Genomic DNA, 26,055 nt, shown 5'->3' with positions numbered 1-26,055 from the left:
CTGTTCCGTAGGAGCATTCCTGTGGGTTTTCTTTTGACCTATTTACACAAAAAAAGTCCTCCGTTAAGATGCAAGTAATCACACAAAACATCAAAGGAGGACTCACTTTGAAGCATAACCGGAATGAAAAACTAGATCAAGTCCAAAGAGATACATTAGTGATTGGAATTGATATTGCTAAATTTAAACACTTTGCTTGTGTATTTGACGACCGGGGGCGAGAACTAGAGAAACCCTTCCCTGTTTTACAGTCTATTGAAGGGTTTCATCAGTTCCTCGAGAAGGTAGAGACGTTTAAACAAGAACATCAAAAGACAGATGTGATCATCGGCTTTGAACCAACAGGACACTATTGGATGAATCTCGCTGAATTTCTAAGTAAACATGAGATTCTTTACGTGATGGTGAACCCATTGCACGTTAATCGTGCAAAAGAATTTGAGGATAACCTGCAGACTAAAAATGACCAGAAGGATTCTCGTGTGATTGCCAGAATGGTCTCTCAAGGGTATTTTACCTATCCTCGTGTGTTAACTGGTATTGAGGCTGAGCTACGAGAAGGATCGGCTCACCGCAACCATCTGAAGAAAGAGAAAGCCCGATTATCAAATAAAATCATTCAATGGATGGATCGATATTTTCCTGAATTAATTGGACAAGCATTTAAAGACATTGGAAAGACCGTTGTAGGGATTCTAAAGTACGTTCCCTTGCCTGAACAATGGATCGACCTAGAGGTCGATGCCTTTCTAAAGATCCTCAAAGACAAAGAGGCATTCCGATGCCCATCACGTAAGAAGATCGTGGAAGTACACTCACTTGCTTCTCAGTCGATAGGACTAACGGAAGGAACGACATTTGCCAAACAGAAGATTCAATGGCTCATCTCTCAGTACGAACAAGTCTGTCAGTCTTTGGAGGAAACAAAGGTATTAATGCAAGAACTCGCTCAAGAACTTGATGCGTATGAGCATTTGATCTCTATACCAGGAATTAGTGAAGATATGGTTTGTGAACTCTTAGCTGAAGCAGGACCTCTCACGGCTTATCAACATCCACGCCAACTCATAAAATTAGCGGGATTGACTTTACGTGAGAATTCTTCAGGACAGCACAAAGGTCGAAAGAAACTCTCTAAGCGAGGTAGGCGCCATTTACGTGCTCTTCTTTTTCGAGCGACTCTTACACTTGTTCACAATAACCAGGCGTTTCGAGATCTATATGTGCATTACATTTCTAGAGATGACAACCCGCTCAAGAAAAAAGAAGCTTTGGTCGTACTTGGTAGTAAGCTATTAAAAGTGTTCTGGGGATTAAGCCATCATAAGATGGCCATTGATGCCGAACGAATGAGAAGAGATAGCCCTCTTCTTCAGTCTTCAGCAGCCCTTGCTTCATAAGGTACAACATGGTGTCAGGAGTTATGGTTGATCGAGACAATTGACCTAGAGTCTATGTAGGAGCAAAAAACCAACTCTGCCTTATGAAGAGACCCAACGAAGGAACGTGAGCGCATGACGCCAAGAGACATGGGAGGGTACGTCCATCATAAGAAGAGCAGAGCTCAACGATGCACCTCATACTTCTAACTGGATGATATTCCCTTCATCCTCAAGCGTAGCGTGAGCTCCGTTCCCTTTTTCATCCTTATATGGAATGATGATGATATTGATTGATTCATAAAAAATATTTTTATCTCTTTAAAAACCTTAAAACCATTGATACATTAACTTTTTCGGAGGGAGTCTCGGGTTCTCCCTCCGCTTGTTCAAAATAAAATCACGAAAGGCGAATGATTCTGCAATCGAATCATTCGCCTTTCGTGATTTTTAGTTATGTCCCAGCCTCTATATGTTCACTATATTTTTTGTATCATTTTATCCATATCATTCTTTTTGAGCTTGCGATAAACAAAAAATGCAAGAGCCATACATGTAACAATGACAAGATATGTGACATGCTCAAGTATGGATTGAACTTGACCAATCATCTGACCGAAAAAGTAACCAATGGAAAAATACGCACCAACCCAGATGGAAGCGGATAAAAAAGCATACGTGGCAAAGGTTACATACCGAATGGATGAAGCCCCCACTCCAAGCGGAACAGCGTGGCGAACAAACGGAAGATAATAACTGAATAATAGCGCACGCTTACCATGTCGATTAATAAGTTTAGTACTTTCTTCTGCTCGTTGTTTCCACCTTGCCCCGAACCGAGTATGATTTGTCATCGACCGATTCATCCTCGCTCCAATGATATACCAAATTGAGCCATGGCAAATCACCGCTGCAAATATGATTAAAAATGTTGGGATTGGTTCCATATACGTTAGTGTAACCATCCAACCACCTGTCATTAATAGAACTTCGTTAGGGACCGGAAAGATGAATAAACCGATGGCAAAACAAATAAATAGTGCTGTATAACCATATGGTAAGACATAATTGATCATCTCACTAATCCAGTCCATTGAATTCAACTCCTCAGGAAATGAATACCCTCATTTCCCTAAAAGGAAACAAAAAGAATGGCTTTCCAGCCATTCTTATTGTTACCCTTTAAAATATTCTTTGTAATATCCACCAACTTTACCTGTGTTATCAATCACAAAGTAAAATTCATCTGTCTCGTTTTTTAGAGGATAGGTTTTTCCTACAGTTAATGCTCGGTTAACCATATACTTTTTGGCATCCGTATGAACACATGTCAGTTCACGAATGGTTTCGTTTGTTTCCCACTGTTGATGAATCATTTTCATTACCTGCCTTTAATTCGTGATAAAAAATAGAGAAGCTGACTCGTCAGCTTCTCTAAGCATACAATACTTATCCTTCTAACAACAAGTTTTCAGGGTCCTCAAGCATTTCCTTTACTTTCACAAGGAAGCTAACAGCTTCTTTCCCATCTACAATTCTATGATCATATGAAAGGGCGATGTACATCATCGGACGATTTTCAAAGGTTTCTTCATCAATAGCAACTGGTCTCCATTGAACTTTATGCATTCCCAGGATACCAACCTGAGGAGCATTTAAAATTGGTGTAGACCATAACGAACCGAATACTCCACCGTTTGTAATGGTAAAGCTTCCTCCTTGTAGGTCTGATAAAGCAAGCTTATTGTCACGAGCTTTTAGTCCTAGGTTACGGATTTCACTTTCAATTCCAGCAAATCCTAAGCGATCCGCATCACGAACAACTGGTACAACAAGTCCGTCATCCGTTGAAACCGCGATCCCAATGTCATAGTATTTCTTCATTAGGATTTCGTCCCCTTGGATCTCCGCGTTTAATAATGGGAATTGTTTTAATGCCCCAATAACCGCTTTTGTAAAAAATGACATGAATCCAAGTTTCACTCCTGTTTTCTCTTGGAATGCATCCTTACGACGCTTACGAAGATCCATCACATTTGTCATATCAATTTCATTAAACGTTGTTAACATTGCAGCTGTCTGTTGTGATTCAACCAAACGTTTAGCAATGGTTTGACGACGTCTAGACATTTTAATACGTTCTACTGGCTTAGCAGGGTTATCCGCTTGTGCCGGTGCTTTTGTTTCTTTTTTCGCTTCTTTCTTAGGCTCTTCCTTTTTAGGAGAATGGGAATCAACATCCTGCTTACGGATCGTTCCGTTTGAGCTGATGTCTTTTAATGAGATTCCTTTTTCTCTTGCACGCTTACGAGCAGAAGGAGTAGCTAATCTACGCTCATCTTCTGTTAATTCTTCAGAAGAAGTTGATTGAGATGCTTCTTCCTTTGGTTCTTCTTTTGTTACAGCTGCTACTTCTTTTTTCTCTTCAGCTTGTTCAGAGCTTTGATCTGTGCTCCCTTGATCGCTTGATCCATCCGCACTCTCATCAATAATGGCAATGACTTCTCCGACTTCAACTGTATCACCAGGTTCACGCTTAAGCTCTTTAATCACTCCAGAATACTCAGATGTGATTTCAATGTTGACCTTATCTGTTTCCAGTTCTGCAATATACTCACCTTGATTAACGTGATCGCCAACTTTTTTTAACCACTCGGCAATCGTTCCTTCAGTAATTGATTCAGCTAGTTCTGGTACTTTAATTTCAGTCATGATGGATGAGCCTCCTTAGTTTTTACGAGTAAAAGTCTCGTTTACAATGCGGGATTGTTCTGTTTTATGAGCAGATGAAACACCTTCAGCCGGACTTGAACGATACGTACGTCCGATATAGCTAAGTTCAACCTCTTCAGGAAGGATCTCAAGAATACGAGACTCCATAAATGTCCAAGCACCCATGTTTTTCGGTTCTTCTTGCACCCATTTTACCTCTTTTAGGTTCGGGAATTTTTGCAGAAGCTCACGAATCATACGACGTGGGAATGGATACAGCTCTTCCACTCTTGCAATATGAACCCAGCTTGTATCTTCTTCTTGATTTTTCGCTAAATAATCATTTAACTCCACACCAATTTTCCCACTACATAATACCACTCGCTCTACTTTTTCAACCTCTGAACCCGTGGTTGTGTGTTCAAGTACTGGAAGGAATTCTCCATCCGTAAACTCAGCTGGTTTAGAAGATGCAGCCTTGTTACGTAACAAGCTTTTTGGAGTCATGATAATCAAAGGTCTTACGGCGTTCTTTTGTAAAATAGCAGCTTGACGACGCAAAATATGGAAGTATTGAGCTGCAGACGTACAGTTTGCAACAGTCCAGTTATTTTCGGCAGCCATCTGCAGGAATCGTTCAAGTCTTGCACTTGAATGCTCTGGTCCCATACCCTCATATCCATGAGGAAGCAGTAATACTAGGCCAGATTTCTGACCCCATTTTGCACGAGCCGCAGATACCCACTGGTCAAGCATTACTTGGGCGCCGTTACTGAAATCTCCAAATTGAGCTTCCCAAAGCACGAGTGTTTCTGGTGAAAAGACATTATAGCCGTACTCATACCCTACAGCCGCTTGCTCTGACAATGGAGAGTTATAGATTGAGAACGACGCAGCTCCATCTTCAAACTCATGAAGTGGTGTAATCGTCTTATTGGTTTCTCGATCATGCAATACCGCATGTCTATGAGCAAATGTTCCACGCTCTGTATCCTGACCCGTTAATCGAATGGGTGTGCCATCAGCAAGAATGGTAGCAAACGCTAAATACTCACCTAAGCCCCAATCAAGTGCACCATTCTCTTTAAAGGCATCTAGTCTGCGGTTTAATATTTTTTCAAGCTTTTGGTTCGGCTTAAAGTCGTCAGGCCACTGTAAAAGCTGTTCGTTAATAGACTCCAAGCGTTCTCGTTCCACTTGTGTTTTCAATTTAGGCAATCCATTTACGATAAAACCAGGAGGACTAAGCTCTTGCTTGTTCTCTGATTTCTTGTTGGAAATAGAATCATATTCCTCTTGTAAAAGATTTGCTTGCTCTTCGTCTAGTTCTTTGCCATAATTAGCTTTTACCGTTCCAGCTTCTTCAAGCTGACGAGCATAAAGTTCACGCACGGTTGGATGCTTACGAATTTCATCGTATAGAACTGGCTGAGTTACAGCTGGCTCATCCCCCTCGTTGTGACCATAACGGCGATATCCGATTAAGTCGATTAAAAAGTCTTTTTTAAAGCGTTTACGGTATTCAACCGCAAGCTCAGTGACTTTTACACAGGCCTCTGCATCGTCTGCATTTACGTGAACAATCGGGATTTCAAATCCTTTTGCAGGATCACTTGCATATGTAGTTGAACGCGAATCAAAAATTTCTGTTGTGTATCCAATATTATTGTTTGCAATAATATGCAGGCTTCCACCGATTTGATAGCCATTTAATCGACTTAAGTTTAATGTCTCCGTTACAACACCTTGTCCAGGAAAAGCTGCATCACCATGGATTAAGATAGCCAAGGCTTTGCTGACGTCTTGTTTAGGTTGACCTTTTTCTGAGCGGTCTTCTTGTGCAGCTCGAGCATACCCCTCTACAATTGGGCTAACAAACTCAAGATGACTTGGGTTATTTGCAAGTGTGACTCTAGTAGAATACTGATCTTTTTCAATGATTCGATTCTCACCTAAGTGATACTTAACATCACCAGTCCAACCGTCATTGTATTCTTCTCCACCTTCTGTAGGCGCTGTATTTTCCTTAGGAGCTTGCAAAAACTCAGAGAAAATTCGATTGTAAGGCTTTCCAAGTGTATGAGCCAAAACATTTAATCTTCCTCTATGAGCCATCCCAATCATGACATTTTTAGTTCCTTTAGTCATGGATAAATCAATTGATTCATCAAGCATAGGAACAAGTGTATCTAGTCCTTCAATTGAAAATCGTTTTTGACCTACAAACGTACGGTGAATAAATTTCTCAAATCCTTCTACTTCCGTTAATCTCTTTAATAGATCTTTCTTTTTATCAGTAGTCAGATCCTCAAAAAACTCACCCGACTCTACAGCATTACGTAACCATACTCTCTCTTCTTCATCTTGAACGTGCTCAAATTCAAACGCCGTTGTTTTTGTATATCGGTTCTTAAGATGCTCAATCACATCAAAGCCGTTACGCAAATGGGCTGGAGCATTGTTCATTAAAAGCCCTGCTGGAATATTTAGTAGATCTTCCCTAGTTAATTGAAAACGCTCTAAACTAATAAATTCATCGCTTAGCTCTGAACGTAGAATTGGATTGATGTTAGAGACCAAATGACCTTTGGCCCGAATCATATCAGCAAGTTTAACTGCACTTACTACTTTCGTCATCATGTCCGGGTTGAGCGTATTACCTGCTGTTCCACTTACACTATTCTCCGTATTCATTTGAGTTGGAGGCGGACCCCATAATTCAAATTTCTCACGTAGATCAGGATCAACAGCATTCGCATCTTTTAGAAATTCATCATACAGTTCAATCACGACGCCTAGGTTGGGACCATGAAATCCTTGCCACGGCGCTTCTTGGTTATTCTCCTTGCTGGACATGTGATAATAACCCCCTAAGAAACTTTTCTTCTCTCAACAGTTACCGCTATTTTTTGCAACGCTTACACAGATAGTTTACCACGATTCTGTCTTGCACTCAAAGGAATCTGGTGTTTTCACGAAAATTCGCTATAAATCTTTCAACAACCATTAAAATTGTACGCCTTTTCATTGAGAAAATCTAGCATTTATTTAGCTTTCTCAAAAAAATTGTAGCCTTTATAAAGAATGTTGTCGAACGTTAAAAATTCTCACTTAACACTGATTATGTAAAGCTTAATCATTTTAATCGTTCATGCGGCAACTTCTTTCTTTCTATTATACGTTAAAGGAACAAACCAAGTAAATCACTTGGTTAAATTCCAGCATATCTTTTTTTTATTTGGTAAAACTGAACCAGAACGAAAGGTGGGCTTACTATGGAAAAAACAATATGGACAACTGAATCAAATGTGCCTAGTTTAATCATTGTTGATGTTGTCAACGGTCGATATGCGATACGGATGGCTGATACTAGTGGACAGGTGTTTACGAATGGTCAGGAGTTAAAACAATGGATCGAGCAGAATTGGCACCCTGCTCTATTTTCCGACAGCTCGCAATATGATCAACTTTTAAACGAAATTGAAGATGAACTTACTTCTTTTTAAATAAAAGTACGTACCATCCACCTTCACGAATAACAGGGGTACAGGATACTTGCGTAAACCCTGTTTTTTTTGCGTAAGACTGCAGCTCTTTTTCATTCGGTACAGGATACATTTCTTCATGCGCAGACATAAAGCTGTTAAAACCTGAGGCAAATCTTTGTCCATGTTTTGAACTGACAAGAGGAGACATAATGAACAAATGTCCTTTTTTGTTTAGAAGCTTCGATGCTCGTTTAAACAGTTTTAAGCGGTCTTGATAGGAAAAATAGTAGAATAAGTTATTCATCATAACTAAGTCATACTGATTTTCGTCAATGTAGTTCATAAAGTCGGCGTGAATAAGTGTAATATCTGTTCCCTTCGCTTGTTCAACTGCTTCCTTTTGAACTTTAGCATCCGCTTCAATACCTGTTAACTGCACATGAGGGAATTTCTGATGCAAACGATGCAGGTACCCTCCATGTCCGCACCCAACGTCTAAGACTCGTTTCACTTTTTCTTTTTTCACAACAGATGTCATCTTAGGAAACATGACAGATTCAAGAAGCCCTGATGTTTCTGCAACAGTATGACCTATATCTTCTTCTAATAGGGACACTTCATCACCCTTCATTAAATGTCGATAAGATAGCATCGTTGGGATATGTAGTTCCATCATTTCTTTTAATAGAATTCCAACTGATTGATGACTCGTTTTTGATAAGTAAGTGACCATTCGTTTCTTTGATTGAATTTTCTTTCCTTGTTTACCCTTTAAGTAGCCGAGTGCTAAGCCTACTTCAACCCAGCGTTCTAACAGGTCTTCTTTATATGAATATCTTTCTGCAATTAACTTGGCTGTAACTGGTTTCTCAAATGCCTTAAATAAATCAAGACTATATCCTAGATGAGCATGCCAAGCTTGTAGAAAAGGTTCATTTTTCTTCATCCATTTACGAGCTTGCCATAATCTTTGGTATTCTGCTATCACATTACTCTCCCCCATCACAATTAACATAGCACCATGCGCTTAATGTTACATTCCCATCCTTCAGACAAATGAAACCGTCGCTGAATTGTCGCTTTCCTTCTATCAAGTGAAGCGATATAATGAGGTTTCGAATGAACAATGAAGAAGACTAGAGGATGACTGCATATGAGAAAAATATTGATGCTATTACTAGTGGGCTTTGTTGCCATGATCGCTCTTTTTGTGTATCTCTTTCAGTCTAACAATCAAGTCAGACAAATAACGTACAAAACGGTCATTGGACAAAACCAAATCCCAGAAAAATTTGTACCTGTTTACCAAGAAGCGGCACAGGAGTACGAGATTCCATGGGAGCTACTTGCTTCCGTACATCGTGTTGAAACCATTTTCTCAACGATGAAACCTATGGAAAGTCCAGTGGGAGCGCTTGGGCCCTTTCAATTTATGCCAAGAACTTGGGTAGGATGGTCTCACCCAGGTGGGGATATTGGGGAGCTTGATGATGATGTGGATTATACAGATCCAGAGTTAATAGAGGAACATGATGGGTATGGAATGGATGTTTCAGGAAAAGGAAAAGCTGATCCCTTTGATATTAAAGACTCAGCCTATGCTGCCGCTGCATTCCTATCAGACCACGGGGCATCTGATGGAGATTTAGAAGGCGCATTATTTTCTTATAATAGAAGTGAAGAATATGTAGAGGAAGTTATGGGCTACTATCAAGCGTATCAAGAGGATTATGAATTAATCAATCTTCCACTCGATCAAGATTGATTTGTATAAACTGGTTCTTCTGATTGCTCTTCAACTTCTACTGGTTCGATATATGAAGGTTCATGTTTCAATTGCATGTGTTTACTCTCTGGTTTTGTTTGACCTAAGTCTGGTAAGCTACAACCTATTAATAGAAATAACCAGATGAACAGACAACAGTATCTTAATCGTTTCAAAGAAACCACTCTTTCTGTCTCGAAATGAAATGAACGGTACATCTTTCATTTTATCACTCTTTTTTCATCATGCATATCATTCGATTACCGTAGAAACTCATGGTATGCTTGATACGTATGATACCAATATGAGAGGGAGCTGAGTTAAATGGAATTTGTAACGTTAAACAACGGTTTAAAGATGCCTCAACTAGGATTTGGAGTTTGGCAGGTACCTGATGAAGAAGCAACACCTGCTGTAGAAAAAGCACTAGAAGTTGGCTATCGCTCCATTGATACTGCTATGATCTACAAGAATGAAAAAGGTGTAGGAGCAGCTCTCAAAGATACAACCATTGATCGTTCAGATTTGTTCATTACTACAAAAGTATGGAACGGTGATCAAGGATATGATTCAACAATCAAGGCGTTTAATGAGAGTCTAGATCGTCTAGGTTTAGACTATGTTGATTTGTATCTTATCCACTGGCCTACTCCAATGTATGATACGTACGTAGATACATACAAAGCGATGGAAACCCTCTATAAAGAAGGCAAGGTTAAAGCCATTGGCGTATGTAACTTTGAAATTGAGCATCTGCAGAGATTGCTTGATGAGTGCGAAGTAGTGCCTGTACTGAACCAAATCGAATGTCATCCATATTTAGCTCAAGATGAGCTGAAAGACTTTTGTGCTAAACATAACATCTTTGTTGAAGCCTGGAGTCCTCTTATGCAAGGTGGAGATGTTCTAACTGATTCTAAGGTTGTTGAGATTGCAAATGCTCACGATAAAACACCTGCTCAAGTTGTGTTACGTTGGCACTTACAAAATAACACAATTGTTATTCCTAAGTCAGTTACTCCTGCAAGAATTGAAGAGAACTTTAACGTCTTTGACTTTAAACTTTCAGATGATGAAATGAAAACCATCCATTCACTTAATAACGGTACAAGACGTGGCGCTCATCCGAACGACATGGATAAACGTTAAGATTACGAAAGACTCAAAGCTCATGCTTTGAGTCTTTTTTACTTTTTTATCTAAATAGTTGCTTTTGATAATGAATATCATTATTATATAGAGGGTATACTAAATGATTGAATGAAACGTGGAGGTTTTTAAACAATGAGAACATTACATACTTTAAAGAAATCAAAATATATGGTAGCAATAGCAAGTGCAAGTATTCTAGCACTGTCCGCTTGCGGCTCGGCTAATGAGGATGATTCAACCGATTCATCCAATGCGACAAATGGAACAAATGTGATGACAGATGCAATGGGTCATGAAGTAGACATTCCAGAAAATCCTGAGCGTGTGCTTGGAACCTATCTAGAGGATTATCTTGTTACGCTTGGTGTGACTCCTGTTGCTCAATGGTCTGTGCCAAATGGTACTCAAGTGTATCTTGAGGATCAATTAGAAGGCGTCCCTCCTATCTCTTCTGAGTTACCACTTGAAGAAGTAACGAGTACAAACCCGGACTTTATTTTAATTAATGATGAGACACAAATTGAATCTGGTTTATATGAACAATACAATTCCATAGCACCTACATTTGTATTAGGTGACGAAATTACAAATGACTGGCGTACAACATTAACCGAACTCGGTAAAATTCTTGGCAAAACGGAAGAGGCAGAACAAGCCTTAACTGATTACGAGTCACTTGTATCAGATTCTAAAGAAGAGATTCAACAGGCCATTGGCGATGAAAAAGTGGCAGCCATTTGGTATGTAGCGGATACGTATTACACCGTTTCTCCTTCGCAATCAAGTGGTGCGACATTATTTGAAGATTTGGAGCTCACACCTGCTAATATCATTGCAGAGCTTCCAGAGGATAATATCGCCCAATGGAATCCGATAACACTTGAATCCCTTGCTGAATTAGATGCAGATCACCTAATCTTTATCAATAGTTCAGAAGAAGCGGCTGACGACTTATTAAACGATCCAGTTTGGGCAAATGTACCGGCCATCTCAAAAGATCAGGTTTATCCTGTTACTAGAGAATCCTCTTGGTTATATAACGGATTACAAGCTCATACGCAAACGATTGAAGCAGCAAAGGAGCTTTTAACAAAGTAGTAACTGAAAATAAGGCTAATGATTCCATAGAAGAAATCACTAGCCTTATTTTTTATGATAAGTGGGGCTACCTCAACATAGCAATAATCGGGATGGAAAGAGCCATTATCGGGACAAGCACCCAATACCACTGACTTGATTTTTCTTCTACGTAACCAGTCGACTGTAGCTCTTCTACTTCTTTTCTTAATTCATCAATCTCACGCTGCATTTGTTCAAGCCTTTCCTCATTCTCGGTCATATTTATCCTCCTCCATCATTCATTTACTCCAGTATAGCTTCCATTTTTTACATTCACAATGCGATCCTTTAAAAAAGCCTGCTCCATGTTTCTTTAGAGCAGACTTAAAGCCTATATAGCAATTTCCATTTGAACTTTCTCGCCAAACTGATAATTAAGTAACTGGAAATCATTCATTGTAAAATCATAAAAGGACGTAATTTCGGGGTTGATGACAAGCTCTGGTGCCTGGAATTCTGCGCGCCCCACTTGCTGCTGTAATGGCTCCGTATGTCGTTCGTATATATGAGCATCACCTATATGAAAGTGATATTCTCCTAGTTCATAGCCAGTCACTTGCGCAATCATACGCTGGAGCACATTGTATTGAAAAACATTAAATGGATTACCAAGCCCCATATCATTGGAGCGGCATCGCACTTCAAGGTGGAGCTTATTCCCTTTCACGTGCCACTGCGTTTCATATACACATGGCGTTAAAGACATTTCATCCAGCTCATCTGGGTTCCAGAGCATTGTAATATGTCTACGTGAAGATGGATTTGACTTAAGCTCTTGAATTAAATAATCCACTTGGTCAATTAAGATTGTCTCACCTGAAACGGTTTTGTGTTTAGGATCCAGGAGTGCTACATCCAAGTTCTTAACTTGGTACGTACGATTACGCTTCCCTAATTGGTATCCGTATGCCTTTCCAATTGTTCCGTCCTCTTGCTCCCATTCATTCCAAATCTGTACGTTCATTTGACGTAGCTCTTCTACGTTATTTGATTTCTTTTGCCAGATCCAAAGAAGCTCGCGTATTGCTGTTTTCCAGGCCACTTTTTTTGTCGTTAAGATTGGTACCTCTTTATTCGAAAAATGCATAGACTGTGCCACAATTGATTTTGTGTAAGCTGGTTCCCCGTCCTTCCAGACGGTTCTTACATGTTCACCTTTATTGCTATAGCCATCATTTATAATCTTATTTATGATTTTTTTATACTGTACATCTGCCTCACTCAACTCATTCACTCCTATATTGCCACTTAATCCTTATATGGATCAAATTCATTCGCTCCTGCCATACATACACCAATTGGACGTAAGACATGTTTAACATCGATGGTTTCCTCGTGTGCTTTTAATACACTTCTAAGTTTCTTATATACAAATGGACTTTCATCCGTTCCACCACCACGCAGCTCCACACCATATTCGTTTAAGGCATCTTTCATTTGTTTAGGAGAAATGTCCCCGCCTCTACGCTGTTTTGTTTTCCAGTTCATTTTACCAGCTGCTTGTGTTCGGCTCATAACTCGGCCGGCTCCGTGAACCGTACTAAAGTAAGCCTCTTTGTTTTCATCAGAGTCTTTGCCTTGAATAATAACCGACTCATCAGCCATACTCCCACCTATAAAACCCCACTGACCTGGTGCGTTGGGAGTAGCTCCCTTTCTGACAACCACCACTTCATTATTATCGTGAACTTCCTTCCAAGCAAAGTTATGATGATTGTGGACGGTAAACGTTGCATGTGCCTTAATGATTTCAAGCACCTTATCAATCACATAGTCTCTTCCTGCGTAAGCATAACGTCCAGCTAAGGTCATTGCATTAAAATACATTTGTCCAACATCAGAGTGGATATCAAACAAAGTCGGAACGTCCTCCATCTTTTCACCGCCAACTTTGTCATGAAACGCTTTTCCTTTGGCTAGATTTAAAAATCCACTCGCTGTTTTATGACCAAATCCACGACTACCAAAGTGATTTGCAATCCAAATGTGTCCAGTTTTCTCTTCCACAAACAAATCAACAAAATGATTGCCGCTTCCCACGGTTCCTAGTTGTTTTCTGGCGAGGTCCTTAAACGTATCTTTAGTTTGATGATCAATCTCATCAAATACATTCCAAGCAGGATCATCAAATAACTCGTGATCCACAGGCTCCAGATTTACTCGACCAATTCCAAACGATATGGTACGAGCAATTTCATCCATAATTTTAGGAATGTGTCGTTTGATCTCTTTGTATGAACAATTTGTACGGACCGCTTTGTTCCCACAAGCAATATCGTATCCTACGCCTGAAGGAGAGATTTGCCCATCGTACACCATCACTCCACCAATAGGCTGACTATATCCTTTATGATGATCTGCCATTAATAAACTTTGTACAACATTCCCATGAGCCGCGCACTGTACAGCTTGTTCCACCGCACTATCTAACGGGCGCCCCCAAACGCGGACTGATTGAATCTCTTGATACATCATATCACCTCTAGCTACTCTTTACGTTATCATACGTTTTTTTCGGTAGAAGTGAAAGAGGAACTCACAAAAAAATCCAGCAGCAGACATGCTCTGTCTTTGCTAGATTCTTCCATTTTATCGATTTGTGATCGTTTCAGGATACAAATCATGATTCATCATTCGGTAGTTCGCCATCTCTTCAAACTTAGTACCTGGCTTGCCGTAGTTACAATACGGATCAATACTAATCCCGCCTCGTGGCGTGAATTTACCCCAAACTTCAATGTAACGAGGATCCATTAATTCAATCAAATCATTCATAATCTTATTCATACAGTCCTCATGAAAATCCCCATGATTTCTAAAGCTAAAAAGATATAGCTTCAACGATTTGCTTTCTACCATCTTCACATCAGGAACGTAACTAATGTAGATCGCAGCAAAATCAGGTTGTCCAGTAATAGGGCACAGCGATGTGAATTCTGGACAGTTAAATTTCACGAAATAATCTCGATTTGGATGTTGATTTTCAAAGATTTCAAGGATGCCTGGGTTATATTCCACCTCATATTTAGTGCCTTGATTTCCAAGCAATGTTACCCCTTCAAGCTCTTCTTTTTGTCGTCCGCTCATTTGAATCTCTCCTTATACGCCTCGTTTATTACCCCACACTAATGTATGGAGCTGAGGTAATACACGAGCATCGTTCATTGATGCTGCTGTAACTGCTTTGTCAATTAACCATTCATATCTTGTTAATAGATCGGATAATAATGCTTGGTCATTTGTTGTTGATGCGTCTGGATTTCCCACTTGTAAATAAAATGGAATATGTGGATACCGCTTATGAACATCTTCTGCGTAATCAAAGTCTACGTCATCAAATACTACAACCTTTAAGCTGGCCTGCTCTTTCGAAAGATGCTTAAAAAAGACATCTAGTTTCTCAAAGTCCGTATTCATCCCTGAGCTAGGCGGTTTGGGCGAAATGGTTACATCCGTAATCATCGGTAACCACTCCTGCCAGATTGTACCTTGTGTTTCGATGGCAGCCTCGATGCCGAGCTCAGAGAGTTGTTCAACAAGTGCGCCAATTCCTTTATGCAAAGCAGGATTTCCACCAGAGATCGTAACGTGAGAGAACTGCTCTCCCCCGATTTCTTTTAATGAATGGATAATGTCTTCGGCCGTCATTAATGTACTTTTCCCAGTTCCATCCCAAGTAAAGCTGGAATCACACCAAGAACATTTATAATCACAGCCACCTGTACGCACAAACATGGTTTTCTTCCCAATAACCATTCCTTCACCTTGGATGGTTGGTCCAAAAATCTCCATTACTGGTATTTTACGCATGAGAATCACCTTGCTTCGGTCGGAATACAACATAGCTCGTTGGCGTTTCTCGAACGACAACCTGCAAACAAACCGGTTTGTTTGCAAGTGTGTTTAATTCAGCTTGAACAGCTTCACCAATTTGACGTGAAACCTCCTCCGTTGTTGGAGGACGATGACTAAATTCAGGGTGTTGGTTTAATAGAGTATGATCATAACGTTTATGAACGATTTGCTTTAAACGTTTAAAATCTACTAAAAACCCTAGCTCGTCCAGCTCGTCACCTGCAATCGTTATGTTAATAAAATACGTATGACCATGCATATTCTGACAGTTTCCAGCTCGTTCATCATCTATATAATGAGCAGCTGCCAAATGCATATCCTTATTTAATTCAAATGTATAGGAATGTGGTACCTGCGGATAAAATTGCTGTAACATTACGCTTGCTCCCCTTTCTTAGAAAGATACGCGTCTAAGCCATTCTTTCTGAGGATACAGGAAGGACACTCGCCACAGCCATCACCGCGCACACCATGATAACAAGTTAATGTTTTTTCACGAACAAACGTAAGAGCGTCAAGTTCGTCTGCAAGCTCCCATGTTTGTTCTTTATTGAGCCACATTAAAGGTGTATGAATGACAAACTGTTCATCCATCGCCAGATTCAATGTCACATTTAGAGATTTGATAAATACATCACGACAATCCGGATATCCGCTAAAATCTGTTTCGCAGACTCCAGTAATTAGGTGACGTGCACCCATTTCACGTGCATATACAGCTGCAAACGATAAGAATAAGTGATTACGCCCCGCAACAAATGTTGATGGCAGCTCTCCCTCTTCCCCATCTTTTACTTCGATGTTATCACGTGTTAAGGCATTTGCAGACAACTGATTAATCAGGGTCATATCTAAAACATGAAATGATACACCTAATTCAGCTGCAATTTCTTTTGCACACTCAATTTCAGCAGCGTGCCTTTGACCGTAATCAAATGTTACGGTATACACTTCTTTAAATTCTTTTAGTGCCCAGAACAGACACGTTGTACTGTCTTGTCCACCGCTAAACACAACGACGGCTTTTTCTTCTTTCATCATACACTCTTAACTCCTTTTTTAAGGAAAAAGAGCGTTCGTAACCCCAAACACAGGAAAAAAAACTGGTCCAGTTAAAAACGGAACTCAGCTTACTGTTAGTTTTTTATAGAGGGAGTTTGCGAACCTCTTATACCTATTCAATCCGTTGCTCCTAGTTTAACATATCTATTCTCAGTCAGCTATTCTTTTCACTTTGCGTAAAAGTTGGTAATATAGGAGAGAATAGAAATTCAGTTTGCTTAATTGAGGAGGCTTTCTAATGTCTTTTGTTGAACAAGTAGAAAAATATGCAGATCTCGCCGTAAAAGTTGGGGTGAATATTCAAGCAGGTCAAACACTGGTTATTCGCACTCCACTTTTCGCAGCGGAATTTGTTCGTGTAGTAGCTAAAAAAGCGTACGAAGCTGGAGCTGGTCATGTTGAAGTCGAATGGTCTGATGAAGAAATCTCAAAGCTAAAGTATCACTTAGCACCTGACGAATCATTTCATACATATCCAGAGTGGCGTGCAAAAGGGTTAGAAGAGGAAGCTGAAAAAGGTTCTGCTTTCTTAAGCATCACTGGCTCTGATCCGGATTTACTAAAGGGCGTTGACCCTACTCGCATTGCAAATGCTAACAAAGCAGCCGGAGCGGCATTAAATGGGTTCAGAAGATACATTACTTCTGACAAAGTGAGTTGGTCGATTGTTGCTGTGCCATCAGTAGGCTGGGCAGAAACGGTTTTCCCTGAAGAGCAAGGCGAAAGAGCGGTTGAAAAGCTTTGGAATGCTATATTTGCAGCGACTCGAATTGATCAACCGGATCCAGTCGCAGCATGGAAAGAACATCTGGCTACATTAGATGAAAAGATGGACATTTTAAACCAACAGCACTTCCACGCGCTTCATTACACGGCGGAAGGAACAGATTTAACAATTGAATTACCAGAAACGCATCTTTGGGTATCTGGAGGCAGCATTAGCAAAAGTGGTGTAGACTTTGTAGCAAACATGCCTACGGAAGAAGTCTTTACAGCTGCGAAGAAAACTGGCGTAAATGGTCAAGTAACAAGCACTAAGCCATTAAGCTATGGCGGCTCACTTATCGAGAATTTCACGCTCACTTTTGAAGAAGGTAAGATCGTGAAAGCCACAGCCCAAAAAGGTCAAGAAACATTAGAACGACTTCTTGAGAACGATGAAAACTCTCGTTACATCGGTGAGGTTGCATTGGTTCCACACCAATCACCGATTTCTGATACAAACATTATTTTCTTTAATACACTATTTGATGAGAATGCATCAAACCACTTAGCCATTGGAAGTGCCTATGCGTTTAATATTGAAGGTGGTAAAGAAATGACAAATGAAGAACTTGAAGCAAACGGAATTAACACAAGTCAAACTCACGTTGACTTTATGATTGGTTCTGGAACAATGAATATTGATGGAATTCATTCCGATGGGTCAAAGGTACCTGTCTTCCGTGATGGAAACTGGGCTATTTAAATTCAACTTTTAAAAGAAAAACACTTCTACGTGTGATTGTAGAAGTGTTTTTCTTTATAACATTATTATTAGTTCTTTAATCGCTCGCCACGTCGTACTTCTTGGAACTTACGAGTCTCACTAACAATTACACCAGATAAGAATAATAAAGCAATTAAGTTAGGAATCGCCATAAGTGCATTAAAGATATCTGCAATTCCCCAGATTAAGTCAAGCTGTGAAACAGCCCCCACAAATACAAAGAGTACGTACACTATTTTATAATAATGAGCATTATGGTCACCGAATAAATAACCAAAACATTTTTCTCCATAATATGACCATCCAAGAACAGTTGTAAAGGCGAAGAAAATGATTCCAAATGTAACGATATAGCCTCCGAATCCAGGTAACAACGCATTAAATGCCTCACCGGTTAAAATACCAGAGCGATCCGACTCCATTCCAGAGTATAAACCACTTATGACAATAACAAGCCCAGTGATTGAACAAATGATAATGGTATCTAAGAAAGTTCCTGTCATAGATACAAGCGCTTGTCTGCCTGGATAGTCTGTTTTTGCAGCCGCTGCCGCGATTGGTGCTGAACCAAGTCCGGCCTCGTTTGAAAAGACCCCTCTAGCTACCCCGTAACGAATCGCTGTCCCTAGTATTCCACCTGCAATTGATTCGTTAGTAAAAGCGGCCGTAACAATAGTAGAAATGGCTTCTGGGACAAGCGTAATATTCATAAAGATAATGACTAATCCACCAAGTAAATAAACAACGGCCATAAATGGCACGATAATTGATGCAACACGTCCAATTCGCTTAATTCCACCTAAAATTACCAATCCAGCAAGAATCATTAATAGTAGGCCTGTGATCCAAGGAGCAATATTGAAACTAGATTCAAGCGATGCAGCTACCGTGTTAGATTGTGTCATATTTCCAATTCCGAAAGAAGCTAAGAATCCGAAAAGAGCGAACAACACAGCTAGCCATTTCCAACCTAATCCTTTTTCTATGTAATACATTGGCCCACCTGAAAACTGACCATTTTTGTTTTGCACACGATATTTTACCGCTAATATCGCTTCTGCATATTTTGTTGCCATTCCAAAAAAAGCAGCTACCCACATCCAAAAGATAGCACCTACACCTCCAAGTAAGATGGCAGATGCAACACCAGCAATATTACCAGTTCCTATGGTGGCAGCTAAGGCTGTCATTAATGATTGAAAATGTGAGATATCTCCTTTTGCTTTATCCTTCTCTTTTTCTTTCGATGGAAAGAAAACTAGTTTTAGCGCGTAAGGAAGATTAAAGATTTGTAAGAATCCTAAACGAAATGTTAAAAAGACACCTGTTCCGACGATCAGAATTAAGGTAATTGGCCCCCAAACAATATCACTCGTTACAGACACGGCCAACTCTAACCATTCGATAAAACTTGACCAAGCATTTAAAATAAAGTCCATATTCCTTCCCCTCTCGCTACACTTCGATACTGTACATCATCAAAGTCTAATGTATTTCCTTTGTTTTCGTCAATATGTTTGTCATATAATTCGACATAAACAATCTAACTCCTTTAATTGTTTCTTGAATCCATATAATAGAGTAAAGGGCAATACCTCAAATTATGAGAACGTTTCAAAAAACATGCTACTGAGAATGTATTCTCAGCAGCATGTTTTTGCCTTAATAACTAATTTTAAACGACTTTTCCCGTTCAGTGACATTCATATCACGATCCTGAATGGTTAAAACACTTGCAAACCGGTTCCCTTTTTTTAATGCTAGAAGAAACGATTTAATTTCTTTTTCTTCTCCCTCTGCTTCTAATTCAACTGTTCCGTCATCGTTATTCTGCACCCAGCCTACCAAGTGGTTATTGACAGCTAATTCTTGTGCAAAATACCGGAATCCGACACCTTGTACCCTACCATTTATATGACAATGAGTTCGCTTCTTCATCGTATCCCCCCTATCTATCATTAAATGACCGAATGTAGAGAAAATTAAACATGACGATTTTTTAATAGTGCTAATGAACGCTCAATGTCTAACACTCTTATCTTACGGTTATCTGATTTGGCCCCTTTTACAAGAAGATTTTTTATTTGATCAGGTGTCAAAGATGCGCTCGATTGGAGAAGTAAAGCAACTGCACCTGCACAGTAAGCCGTAGCCATAGAGGTTCCCGACATTTTTGTGTAATATCGATTTTTGTTAACTGATTTTTGAAACCTGTTTAAAAATGACTCTGGATTTCGTAAGGATGTGACATTCAATCCTGGAGCATAAAGATCTGGTTTTGGTTGCCCATATATCGTGGGGCCATTACTTGAGAAATCAGCAGGTAAAGCGTCAGGGAACGTAAGATGATCAGTGGAGATTGCACCAACAGTAATAATTTGCTCACTAACACCTGGACTCGAGATGGTAAAAGGCTCTGGACCATCATTACCTGCAGCTGTAATGACCGTAATTCCAGACCTCCATGCTTCATCCACTATTTTAACAATTGGATCATCTTTTACTGTTCGGTATTTCGTAGCGTGTGTTCCAATTGATAATGAAATCACATGGATTGGTCGGTTAGGGTTTTTTTGATTATATTTCATACACCAATCTACACCCTGTATAATCGTTTCAATTGTACCTGACCCCGTTCGATCTAAAACCTTAACGCCTATAACGTTAGCTTCTGGTGCAATTCCTTTTAATAAACCTTCTGATCGAGATCCATCTCCTGCGATAATTCCGGCACAGTGAGTCCCGTGACCGTTATCATCATATGCCTTTTCCTTTTGATTAATAAAGTCAACAAAGTCATAGATTCGATCCTTTAAGTCTTCATGTTGAAAAATTCCTGTATCTATTATGGCGACATTAATCCCTTTACCGGTTTCGATCAATCGAGTTTGACTATTCCTTTGTTTCGTTGAGTTAAAACGCCACATTAAAGCATTAACCGTTCGATTAAGATACACTTTTTTAACTGAAGGGAAATGTGTAACAATGAACTCTAATCTTTCGAGAGTTACATCTGCGCTACAACTTGATATACACGAAAAACGGTTACGGACATGACAGCGTCGATGACCATCTAAAATATGTTCAAGAACAAACGATTGTAAAAAAACGTTTGATTTTTCAAATTCAATTATAATTGAAACCCTTTGCCTCTTTTTCATCATTTGTTCAAGAAATGGATGTACAATTATCGGTGCAAATCGAAATGAATGATGAAGCTCTAAAATGGAGTCCCGCAGCGGTTTATCAAGCTTTGAAGCATGTTTCCTTATAAATTTAATCATAGAATAACGAAACATAAAATCCCCCCACTCCAATTACTCTACCTTACACAATATGAATCTTTTTCACCTTCGATTAGAACAACGTCCTATAAAATAAGACAAAAGGCTTATGAATCAATTTCAGAAAATAAAATGTAAGGGTTTTCAAAAACGATTTTATGGGGTATACTACAAATATCACAAAATAGACACAACTTAGACACGCAATATTCATATATTAGCTATAACCAATTTTGTTTTAGGAGTTGATGATAATGGGTATCTTTTTCTTCTACATGTTTGTTGCTAGTGCTACTCCTTTATTTCTATGGCTTGAGTACCGAAAACTTGCTATCGCAAGCATTCCGGGAATTATTGCATTGTGGGTACTTGGCTCCATTTATATCATAAATCCAACATGGTGGATTGAAGCATGGTTTATCTTTACGTTTTCTGTAAATGTTATATTAGCTCATTATGCTGCAATTGTCCTTTACGGCATGCCGTTTATTAAAGCAAAACGTCTTGAGCGTCAGCCAAAACGTCTTGTATAAACGATAAAAAACCACCCAATTGACATTGGGTGGTTTTTGTTATTAATAATGCTGAGGTAAATGAATACCAAATTCTAATACAAAATAAGAACCGATAACAATAACTACAGCGATGAAGATGGCAAAGATTGTATGACCAGCTTGTGTCACGCCATCTTTTCCTTCGCGAATATGCATAAACATAAACAATTGAACACCAGCTTGAACGAAAGCAAACAGAAAGATTACAATGACTTTAGCAAGTGTCGATAGATCTGTGTACAATGCAATCCATACTGCAAAAAGCGTCAATAGAATCGATCCAAGAAATCCAATGATGTGTGACCAAGGAGTATGTGATTTATTTTGACTCATCTTACAATCCCCCCAGACCCATTAGGTAAACACCTGTGAAGATAAAGATCCAGATCACGTCAAGGAAGTGCCAGTAAAGACTCGCGATGAATACCTTTGACGTTGTACGTGGTGTCAACCCACGACGTTTCACCTGAATAAGTAGCAACACAATCCAGCCGATACCAATGGATACGTGTAGTCCGTGTGTACCAAGTAACACAAAGAATGCTGACCAGAATGCACTTGTAGATAATGTAGCCCCTTCATGAGCATAGTGCCAGAACTCATAAATTTCAAAACCGACAAATCCTAGACCAAGTACAAGCGTAATAGCCATCCAAGTAATTAACTGCTTCACTTTTCCTGCTCGCATCGCATGAATGGCGAGGCCACATGTAAAGCTACTAGTCAAAAGTAGGAATGTCATAATTAAAACAAGCGGTAAGTCAAACAAATGGTCAGCCGTAATTCCACCAGCTGTTCGATTAACTAGTACAAAGTATGTGGCAAACAGCGTTGAGAAAAGGGCGAATTCTGCTCCGATAAAAATCCAGAAGCCAAGAATATTATTCCGACCTTCAGCTGATTGAAATTCAAGCGGTTCATTGGCGTATTCTGCATCTTGGGCATGGGCCATTTACTTCGCCTCCCTTGCACGTTTTTCAGTTTCTTCAATTTCCTCTACACTTACATAGTAACCATCATCATAGTCAAATGAACGGTAAGCCATACAAGCGAAGATTCCAATTGCACCTACAATACCCATCCAGAACCATTCAAAGACAAGTCCAAATCCTGCGAAGAACATGAAACATCCCATAACGAACGGAACAGCTGTGTTACTAGGCATATGAATCTTTTCGTATTTGTCGATCTTATTCGGATCAATTCCTTTTTCTTTCATATCCCAGTAAGGATCCATTGATGTAACTTCTGGAACCTTAGCAAAGTTATAATGCGGCGGAATCGCTGAAGAGGTAGCCCACTCCAATGTACGTCCACCCCACGCATCTCCTGTTGTCTCTCTTGGAGAGTAACGGAAGCTGTAGTAGATGTTATAAACAAGAATAATAAAGGCAAGACCCATAATAAAGGCTCCGACCGTTGAAATAAAGTTCAGTGCAAACCAACCGTCTTCCACACCATAGATATGAATACGACGAGGCATTCCGTCAAGTCCTAAGAAATATTGTGGGAAGAAACAAATATTAAATCCAGCCACAAAGATCCAGAAGAACCATTTACCAATGCGTTCGTTTAGCTTATGACCAAACATCTTCGGATACCAGTAAATGAACCCACCAAAGCAGGCAAATACTGTAGCCGCGATTAGTACATAGTGAAAGTGTGAAACTAGGAAATACGTATTGTGATATTGGTAGTCAGCAGCAGCCATTGCAAGCATAACTCCTGTTACCCCACCAATAACAAAGTTTGGAATAAACGCCACAGACCAAAGCATAGGTGTCGAGAATGTAATCCGGCCTTTATGCATGGTTAGAAGCCAGTTAAAGATTTTCACCCCTGTTGGGATTGAAATCGCCATCGTTGTAATCGAGAAGAACGAGTTAACAACAGCACCTGAGCCCATTGTAAAGAAGTGATGCACCCAAACAAGGAAACTTAATACTGAAATCGCAACAATGGAATAAACCATCGCGTTATATCCAAATAAACGCTTTTTAGAGAACGTTGTAATAATCTCTGAGAAGATACCAAACGCAGGAAGTGCCACGATATATACTTCAGGGTGTCCCCAAATCCAGAATAGGTTGGCCCAAAGCATTGGCATACCACCGTTGGTTAAGTTAAAGAAATGTGTTCCGAATAAACGGTCAAACGTCATTTCAGCTAAAGCAATTGTTAATACCGGGAACGCAAGAACAATAATCATTGAAGTGATTAATGTTGTCCACGTAAACATTGGCATCATCATAAGTTTCATGCCTTTAGCACGCATCTTAAAGATCGTTACCATCATGTTAATCCCAGTTGCTAATGTACCAATCCCTGAGATTTGTAGCCCTAGCAAGTAATAGTTCTGCCCTGGACCAGGGTTCAGTTCATTTGAAGCGAGTGGCATGTAACTGGTCCACCCTGCAGATGGAGATCCACCAATGATAAAGGAAATATTAAATAGTCCCATACCAATAACAAATGTCCAGAAGCTTAAGTTGTTTAAAAATGGGAATGCAACGTCTCGTGCCCCAATTTGTAATGGAATCACGACGTTCATTAAACCGATTAAGAATGGCATTGCCATGAAGATAATCATGATCGTACCGTGTGTTGTAAAAATTTCATTATAATGCAGTGAATCTAAAAATGTCATATTTGGTGCAGCTAATTGCGTACGCATCATTAATGCGTCAATTCCTCCACGGAAAAACATTAAGATCGCAATTAAGATATACATAATCCCTAATTTTTTATGATCAACACTCGTAATCCACTCATCCCAAAGCCATCTCCACTTTTTAAAGTATGTGAGCACAAACACGGCTCCAATGGCAGAAATCAGGATGGAGATTTGGGCGCCTAAAATTAGCGGATCTCCAGTTATAATAAATTCATCCCATTTCAAAAGTAGCGTCCCCTTTCATTTGAAAGTACTTCACTTGCTATTCGTTAGCAGCTTGACTTTCAAACCCTTCTATCTCTCCAGAATCTGATTGTGTTAACGCAGGCATCTCATATGCTTTACCGGCACGAGAGTGTGGATTAATTGGTTCATATCCCATACGCTCCCAAGCGTTAATCGCATATTCTGCATCAGTTGAATGATCAACCCAGTCCAAGTGTGTTGAACTAAATGTCATTTCTGAAGCTGAACCAGGCACCATCAGTTTGTCATACTCTTCTTGAGTTAACTCAGGGGCATCTGATTGTGTTTCTTCCACCCAAGCATCAAAATCGCCTTGCTCTAATGCAACTACATCAAACTTTTGTTCGGAGAATCCCTCACCTGTGTAGTTGGCATTACGTCCAGCATATGTCCCCACATGATCTGCTTGTAAGAACAATTGTGTTTCCATTCCGGCCATATTATATTTTTGACCACCTAGCTGAGGAATCCATAAAGCAGCCATGGAATCAGCAGAAGTCAATTTAAACAAAATCGGACGGTCAGTTGGGATATTCAAGTAATTAACTGTTTCAATCCCTTCCTCTGGATAACTAAAAATCCATTTCCAGTTTACGCTTGTTGCATGTACAACAACAGGCTCTTTATGAGCTGTCGCAGCTGGAGCTTCCTCAAGCTCAAAGATTGTCATAATTGTCGGTACAGAAAGAATAATAACGATAATGACAGGTATGATCGTCCAAATAATTTCTAACTTATGACTTCCTTCAATCTCGGGTTGATAACCCTTATGATCATCTCGTTCTCTATATTTGACTAGTATAACTGTTAGTAGAATAAAGACTACAAGAACAATTAATAGCATGAATCCAATAGAGAACCAAATGAGCCAAGCCTGCGATTCTGCAACCGGGCCTTTTGGATCCAGCACTGTCATATTTCCACATCCGCTCAAAAATAGGCTCAACGCAAGGAACGCTAGCCACTTTAGAGACTTACCATTTTTCAGCAAAGGTATCACCCTTCTTCCTAAGACGTAATTGCATAAACTTTTTGTGAACCCTTGAACATACCTTTCATTGCTTATATCCTACCATAAAACATGACACGTAAGGGTAGCATTTACACAAACTCTCACAAAAATATCACAAATTTTGCGGTGTGTTTTACTGACTTTGCCACATAATTGGAAATATATTGCACTCAATAAAATACTACCCGAAATTCACCATAATTATGTAATGAGTGAGAAGGTTTATGTGCAAAAGACTTTATGATTGTGACATATTTCGAGCGA

General features: G+C 39.6%; 27 protein-coding genes and 1 riboswitch. Of the genes, 7 read left to right on the top strand and 20 right to left on the bottom strand.

The genetic code is table 11. From position 1 onward, the window contains the following. The first annotated feature begins 107 nt into the window (after positions 1–107). Positions 108–1,400, top strand: a complete 1,293-nt coding sequence (locus tag ACQKKO_RS15285) for an IS110 family RNA-guided transposase (RefSeq protein ID WP_498648648.1) — start codon at positions 108–110, stop codon at positions 1,398–1,400. A gap of 458 nt (positions 1,401–1,858) precedes the next feature. Here the strand turns inward: ACQKKO_RS15285 and ACQKKO_RS15280 are convergent, their stop codons facing one another. From ACQKKO_RS15280 to ACQKKO_RS15265, 4 genes are all read right to left on the bottom strand, one after another. Then, the gene (locus tag ACQKKO_RS15280; protein ID WP_498648645.1) at positions 1,859–2,473 is read right to left on the bottom strand and encodes a DedA family protein; all 615 of its coding nucleotides are present in this window, start codon (positions 2,471–2,473) and stop codon (positions 1,859–1,861) included. Between the two features lie 81 nt (positions 2,474–2,554). After that, entirely contained in the window at positions 2,555–2,755 is a 201-nt protein-coding gene (locus ACQKKO_RS15275) for a DUF6501 family protein (protein WP_498648643.1), read from the bottom strand. A 73-nt stretch (positions 2,756–2,828) separates the two neighbouring features. Next, positions 2,829–4,091 carry a dihydrolipoyllysine-residue succinyltransferase gene (gene sucB / locus ACQKKO_RS15270; RefSeq protein WP_498648641.1) on the bottom strand — a complete coding sequence of 421 codons (1,263 nt, stop codon included), beginning with the start codon at positions 4,089–4,091 and terminating at the stop codon, positions 2,829–2,831. 15 nt (positions 4,092–4,106) lie between these two features. Further along, on the bottom strand, positions 4,107–6,947 hold the full coding sequence (locus ACQKKO_RS15265) for a 2-oxoglutarate dehydrogenase E1 component (protein WP_498648639.1): 2,841 nt from the start codon (positions 6,945–6,947) through the stop codon (positions 4,107–4,109). 419 nt (positions 6,948–7,366) lie between these two features. On the opposite strand from ACQKKO_RS15265, the gene ACQKKO_RS15260 reads away from it, so the two are divergent. Continuing rightward, entirely contained in the window at positions 7,367–7,597 is a 231-nt protein-coding gene (locus ACQKKO_RS15260) for a hypothetical protein (RefSeq protein WP_498648637.1), read from the top strand. On the opposite strand, the gene ACQKKO_RS15255 is transcribed toward ACQKKO_RS15260, so the two are convergent. After that, positions 7,584–8,567, bottom strand: coding sequence for a class I SAM-dependent methyltransferase (locus ACQKKO_RS15255; protein ID WP_498648636.1), 984 nt, complete (start codon positions 8,565–8,567; stop codon positions 7,584–7,586). The two genes, ACQKKO_RS15260 and ACQKKO_RS15255, sit on opposite strands and share 14 nt — an antisense overlap. A 165-nt stretch (positions 8,568–8,732) precedes the next feature. Between ACQKKO_RS15255 and ACQKKO_RS15250 the strand changes: the two genes are divergently transcribed. Continuing rightward, positions 8,733–9,344 carry a lytic transglycosylase domain-containing protein gene (locus ACQKKO_RS15250; protein WP_498648634.1) on the top strand — a complete coding sequence of 204 codons (612 nt, stop codon included), beginning with the start codon at positions 8,733–8,735 and terminating at the stop codon, positions 9,342–9,344. Here ACQKKO_RS15250 and ACQKKO_RS15245 read toward each other — a convergent pair. Further along, positions 9,335–9,520, bottom strand: coding sequence for a hypothetical protein (locus tag ACQKKO_RS15245; RefSeq protein WP_498648632.1), 186 nt, complete (start codon positions 9,518–9,520; stop codon positions 9,335–9,337). The two genes, ACQKKO_RS15250 and ACQKKO_RS15245, sit on opposite strands and share 10 nt — an antisense overlap. Before the next feature lie 148 nt (positions 9,521–9,668). Here ACQKKO_RS15245 and ACQKKO_RS15240 point away from each other — a divergent pair, with 148 nt between their 5' ends. Next, complete coding sequence (locus ACQKKO_RS15240) at positions 9,669–10,493, top strand: aldo/keto reductase (RefSeq protein WP_498648629.1); 825 nt, start codon at positions 9,669–9,671, stop codon at positions 10,491–10,493. A 135-nt stretch (positions 10,494–10,628) separates the two neighbouring features. Further along, complete coding sequence (locus ACQKKO_RS15235; RefSeq protein WP_498648627.1) at positions 10,629–11,594, top strand: ABC transporter substrate-binding protein; 966 nt, start codon at positions 10,629–10,631, stop codon at positions 11,592–11,594. Positions 11,595–11,661: 67 nt separating this feature from the next. Here ACQKKO_RS15235 and ACQKKO_RS15230 read toward each other — a convergent pair whose 3' ends face one another. The 7 genes from ACQKKO_RS15230 to queC all read right to left on the bottom strand — a co-directional run bounded on the left by ACQKKO_RS15230 (position 11,662) and on the right by queC (position 16,508). Beyond that, positions 11,662–11,835: a hypothetical protein gene (locus ACQKKO_RS15230; protein WP_498648625.1), complete on the bottom strand. Its 174-nt coding sequence runs from the start codon at positions 11,833–11,835 to the stop codon at positions 11,662–11,664. 111 nt (positions 11,836–11,946) lie between these two features. Further along, entirely contained in the window at positions 11,947–12,840 is an 894-nt protein-coding gene (gene thyA / locus ACQKKO_RS15225; RefSeq protein WP_498648624.1) for a thymidylate synthase, read from the bottom strand. Positions 12,841–12,863: 23 nt separating this feature from the next. Beyond that, on the bottom strand, positions 12,864–14,090 hold the full coding sequence (locus ACQKKO_RS15220; protein WP_498648623.1) for an RtcB family protein: 1,227 nt from the start codon (positions 14,088–14,090) through the stop codon (positions 12,864–12,866). 114 nt (positions 14,091–14,204) lie between these two features. Further along, complete coding sequence (gene queF, locus ACQKKO_RS15215) at positions 14,205–14,702, bottom strand: preQ(1) synthase (protein WP_498648621.1); 498 nt, start codon at positions 14,700–14,702, stop codon at positions 14,205–14,207. A gap of 12 nt (positions 14,703–14,714) precedes the next feature. Further along, positions 14,715–15,425, bottom strand: a complete 711-nt coding sequence (gene queE / locus ACQKKO_RS15210; protein ID WP_498648618.1) for a 7-carboxy-7-deazaguanine synthase QueE — start codon at positions 15,423–15,425, stop codon at positions 14,715–14,717. Next, the gene (gene queD / locus ACQKKO_RS15205) at positions 15,418–15,846 is read right to left on the bottom strand and encodes a 6-carboxytetrahydropterin synthase QueD (RefSeq protein ID WP_498648616.1); all 429 of its coding nucleotides are present in this window, start codon (positions 15,844–15,846) and stop codon (positions 15,418–15,420) included. The genes queE and queD overlap by 8 nt, the downstream gene beginning before the upstream one ends. Continuing rightward, the gene (gene queC, locus ACQKKO_RS15200; RefSeq protein WP_498648671.1) at positions 15,846–16,508 is read right to left on the bottom strand and encodes a 7-cyano-7-deazaguanine synthase QueC; all 663 of its coding nucleotides are present in this window, start codon (positions 16,506–16,508) and stop codon (positions 15,846–15,848) included. The genes queD and queC overlap by 1 nt, the downstream gene beginning before the upstream one ends. 92 nt (positions 16,509–16,600) lie before the next feature. Beyond that, positions 16,601–16,644, bottom strand: a riboswitch (PreQ1 riboswitch). Positions 16,645–16,770: 126 nt separating this feature from the next. Here queC and ACQKKO_RS15195 point away from each other — a divergent pair. Further along, positions 16,771–18,000, top strand: a complete 1,230-nt coding sequence (locus tag ACQKKO_RS15195; protein ID WP_498648614.1) for an aminopeptidase — start codon at positions 16,771–16,773, stop codon at positions 17,998–18,000. A gap of 68 nt (positions 18,001–18,068) precedes the next feature. On the opposite strand, the gene ACQKKO_RS15190 is transcribed toward ACQKKO_RS15195, so the two are convergent. From ACQKKO_RS15190 to ACQKKO_RS15180, 3 genes are all read right to left on the bottom strand, one after another. Continuing rightward, the gene (locus tag ACQKKO_RS15190; protein WP_498648612.1) at positions 18,069–19,460 is read right to left on the bottom strand and encodes an alanine/glycine:cation symporter family protein; all 1,392 of its coding nucleotides are present in this window, start codon (positions 19,458–19,460) and stop codon (positions 18,069–18,071) included. Between the two features lie 223 nt (positions 19,461–19,683). Further along, positions 19,684–19,959, bottom strand: coding sequence for an acylphosphatase (locus ACQKKO_RS15185; protein ID WP_498648610.1), 276 nt, complete (start codon positions 19,957–19,959; stop codon positions 19,684–19,686). A gap of 44 nt (positions 19,960–20,003) precedes the next feature. Next, positions 20,004–21,320, bottom strand: coding sequence for a S8 family peptidase (locus ACQKKO_RS15180; protein WP_498648608.1), 1,317 nt, complete (start codon positions 21,318–21,320; stop codon positions 20,004–20,006). Positions 21,321–21,559: 239 nt separating this feature from the next. On the opposite strand from ACQKKO_RS15180, the gene ACQKKO_RS15175 reads away from it, so the two are divergent. Then, entirely contained in the window at positions 21,560–21,838 is a 279-nt protein-coding gene (locus ACQKKO_RS15175) for a spore morphogenesis/germination protein YwcE (RefSeq protein ID WP_498648606.1), read from the top strand. Positions 21,839–21,880: 42 nt separating this feature from the next. Here ACQKKO_RS15175 and qoxD read toward each other — a convergent pair whose 3' ends face one another. The 4 genes from qoxD to qoxA are packed head-to-tail and all read right to left on the bottom strand — an operon-like array spanning position 21,881 to position 25,770. After that, the gene (gene qoxD / locus ACQKKO_RS15170) at positions 21,881–22,192 is read right to left on the bottom strand and encodes a cytochrome aa3 quinol oxidase subunit IV (protein ID WP_498648604.1); all 312 of its coding nucleotides are present in this window, start codon (positions 22,190–22,192) and stop codon (positions 21,881–21,883) included. Between the two features lies 1 nt (position 22,193). Continuing rightward, positions 22,194–22,811 (bottom strand): cytochrome aa3 quinol oxidase subunit III, encoded by a 618-nt coding sequence (gene qoxC / locus ACQKKO_RS15165; protein ID WP_498648601.1) that lies wholly within the window; start codon positions 22,809–22,811, stop codon positions 22,194–22,196. Further along, positions 22,812–24,758, bottom strand: coding sequence for a cytochrome aa3 quinol oxidase subunit I (gene qoxB / locus ACQKKO_RS15160; protein WP_498648599.1), 1,947 nt, complete (start codon positions 24,756–24,758; stop codon positions 22,812–22,814). A gap of 37 nt (positions 24,759–24,795) precedes the next feature. Next, positions 24,796–25,770, bottom strand: coding sequence for a cytochrome aa3 quinol oxidase subunit II (gene qoxA, locus ACQKKO_RS15155; RefSeq protein WP_498648598.1), 975 nt, complete (start codon positions 25,768–25,770; stop codon positions 24,796–24,798). Positions 25,771–26,055: the final 285 nt, after the last annotated feature.

It is taken from the genome of Alkalihalobacillus sp. NPDC127517 (assembly GCF_050276055.1).
In the GTDB taxonomy this organism is placed as follows: domain Bacteria; phylum Bacillota; class Bacilli; order Bacillales; family Bacillaceae_D; genus Alkalicoccobacillus.
The sequence above is the reverse complement of the archived record's forward strand: the minus strand, read 5'-3'. Positions and strand labels throughout refer to the sequence as shown.

Excerpts from the sequence above, each read along its gene's own strand:
- qoxC (WP_498648601.1), bottom strand. The coding sequence starts at position 22,811 with ATGGCCCATGCCCAAGATGCAGAATACGCCAATGAACCGCTTGAATTT.
- queF (WP_498648621.1), bottom strand. The coding sequence starts at position 14,702 with ATGAGCGGACGACAAAAAGAAGAGCTTGAAGGGGTAACATTGCTTGGA.
- ACQKKO_RS15260 (WP_498648637.1), top strand. The coding sequence starts at position 7,367 with ATGGAAAAAACAATATGGACAACTGAATCAAATGTGCCTAGTTTAATC.
- ACQKKO_RS15180 (WP_498648608.1), bottom strand. The coding sequence starts at position 21,320 with ATGTTTCGTTATTCTATGATTAAATTTATAAGGAAACATGCTTCAAAG.
- qoxD (WP_498648604.1), bottom strand. The coding sequence starts at position 22,192 with ATGAGTCAAAATAAATCACATACTCCTTGGTCACACATCATTGGATTT.
- ACQKKO_RS15175 (WP_498648606.1), top strand. The coding sequence starts at position 21,560 with ATGGGTATCTTTTTCTTCTACATGTTTGTTGCTAGTGCTACTCCTTTA.
- ACQKKO_RS15235 (WP_498648627.1), top strand. The coding sequence starts at position 10,629 with ATGAGAACATTACATACTTTAAAGAAATCAAAATATATGGTAGCAATA.
- ACQKKO_RS15250 (WP_498648634.1), top strand. The coding sequence starts at position 8,733 with ATGAGAAAAATATTGATGCTATTACTAGTGGGCTTTGTTGCCATGATC.
- ACQKKO_RS15220 (WP_498648623.1), bottom strand. The coding sequence starts at position 14,090 with ATGATGTATCAAGAGATTCAATCAGTCCGCGTTTGGGGGCGCCCGTTA.
- queE (WP_498648618.1), bottom strand. The coding sequence starts at position 15,425 with ATGCGTAAAATACCAGTAATGGAGATTTTTGGACCAACCATCCAAGGT.
- ACQKKO_RS15190 (WP_498648612.1), bottom strand. The coding sequence starts at position 19,460 with ATGGACTTTATTTTAAATGCTTGGTCAAGTTTTATCGAATGGTTAGAG.
- ACQKKO_RS15280 (WP_498648645.1), bottom strand. The coding sequence starts at position 2,473 with ATGGACTGGATTAGTGAGATGATCAATTATGTCTTACCATATGGTTAT.
- ACQKKO_RS15265 (WP_498648639.1), bottom strand. The coding sequence starts at position 6,947 with ATGTCCAGCAAGGAGAATAACCAAGAAGCGCCGTGGCAAGGATTTCAT.
- sucB (WP_498648641.1), bottom strand. The coding sequence starts at position 4,091 with ATGACTGAAATTAAAGTACCAGAACTAGCTGAATCAATTACTGAAGGA.
- ACQKKO_RS15230 (WP_498648625.1), bottom strand. The coding sequence starts at position 11,835 with ATGACCGAGAATGAGGAAAGGCTTGAACAAATGCAGCGTGAGATTGAT.
- ACQKKO_RS15195 (WP_498648614.1), top strand. The coding sequence starts at position 16,771 with ATGTCTTTTGTTGAACAAGTAGAAAAATATGCAGATCTCGCCGTAAAA.
- queC (WP_498648671.1), bottom strand. The coding sequence starts at position 16,508 with ATGAAAGAAGAAAAAGCCGTCGTTGTGTTTAGCGGTGGACAAGACAGT.
- ACQKKO_RS15240 (WP_498648629.1), top strand. The coding sequence starts at position 9,669 with ATGGAATTTGTAACGTTAAACAACGGTTTAAAGATGCCTCAACTAGGA.
- ACQKKO_RS15275 (WP_498648643.1), bottom strand. The coding sequence starts at position 2,755 with ATGATTCATCAACAGTGGGAAACAAACGAAACCATTCGTGAACTGACA.
- ACQKKO_RS15185 (WP_498648610.1), bottom strand. The coding sequence starts at position 19,959 with ATGAAGAAGCGAACTCATTGTCATATAAATGGTAGGGTACAAGGTGTC.
- queD (WP_498648616.1), bottom strand. The coding sequence starts at position 15,846 with ATGTTACAGCAATTTTATCCGCAGGTACCACATTCCTATACATTTGAA.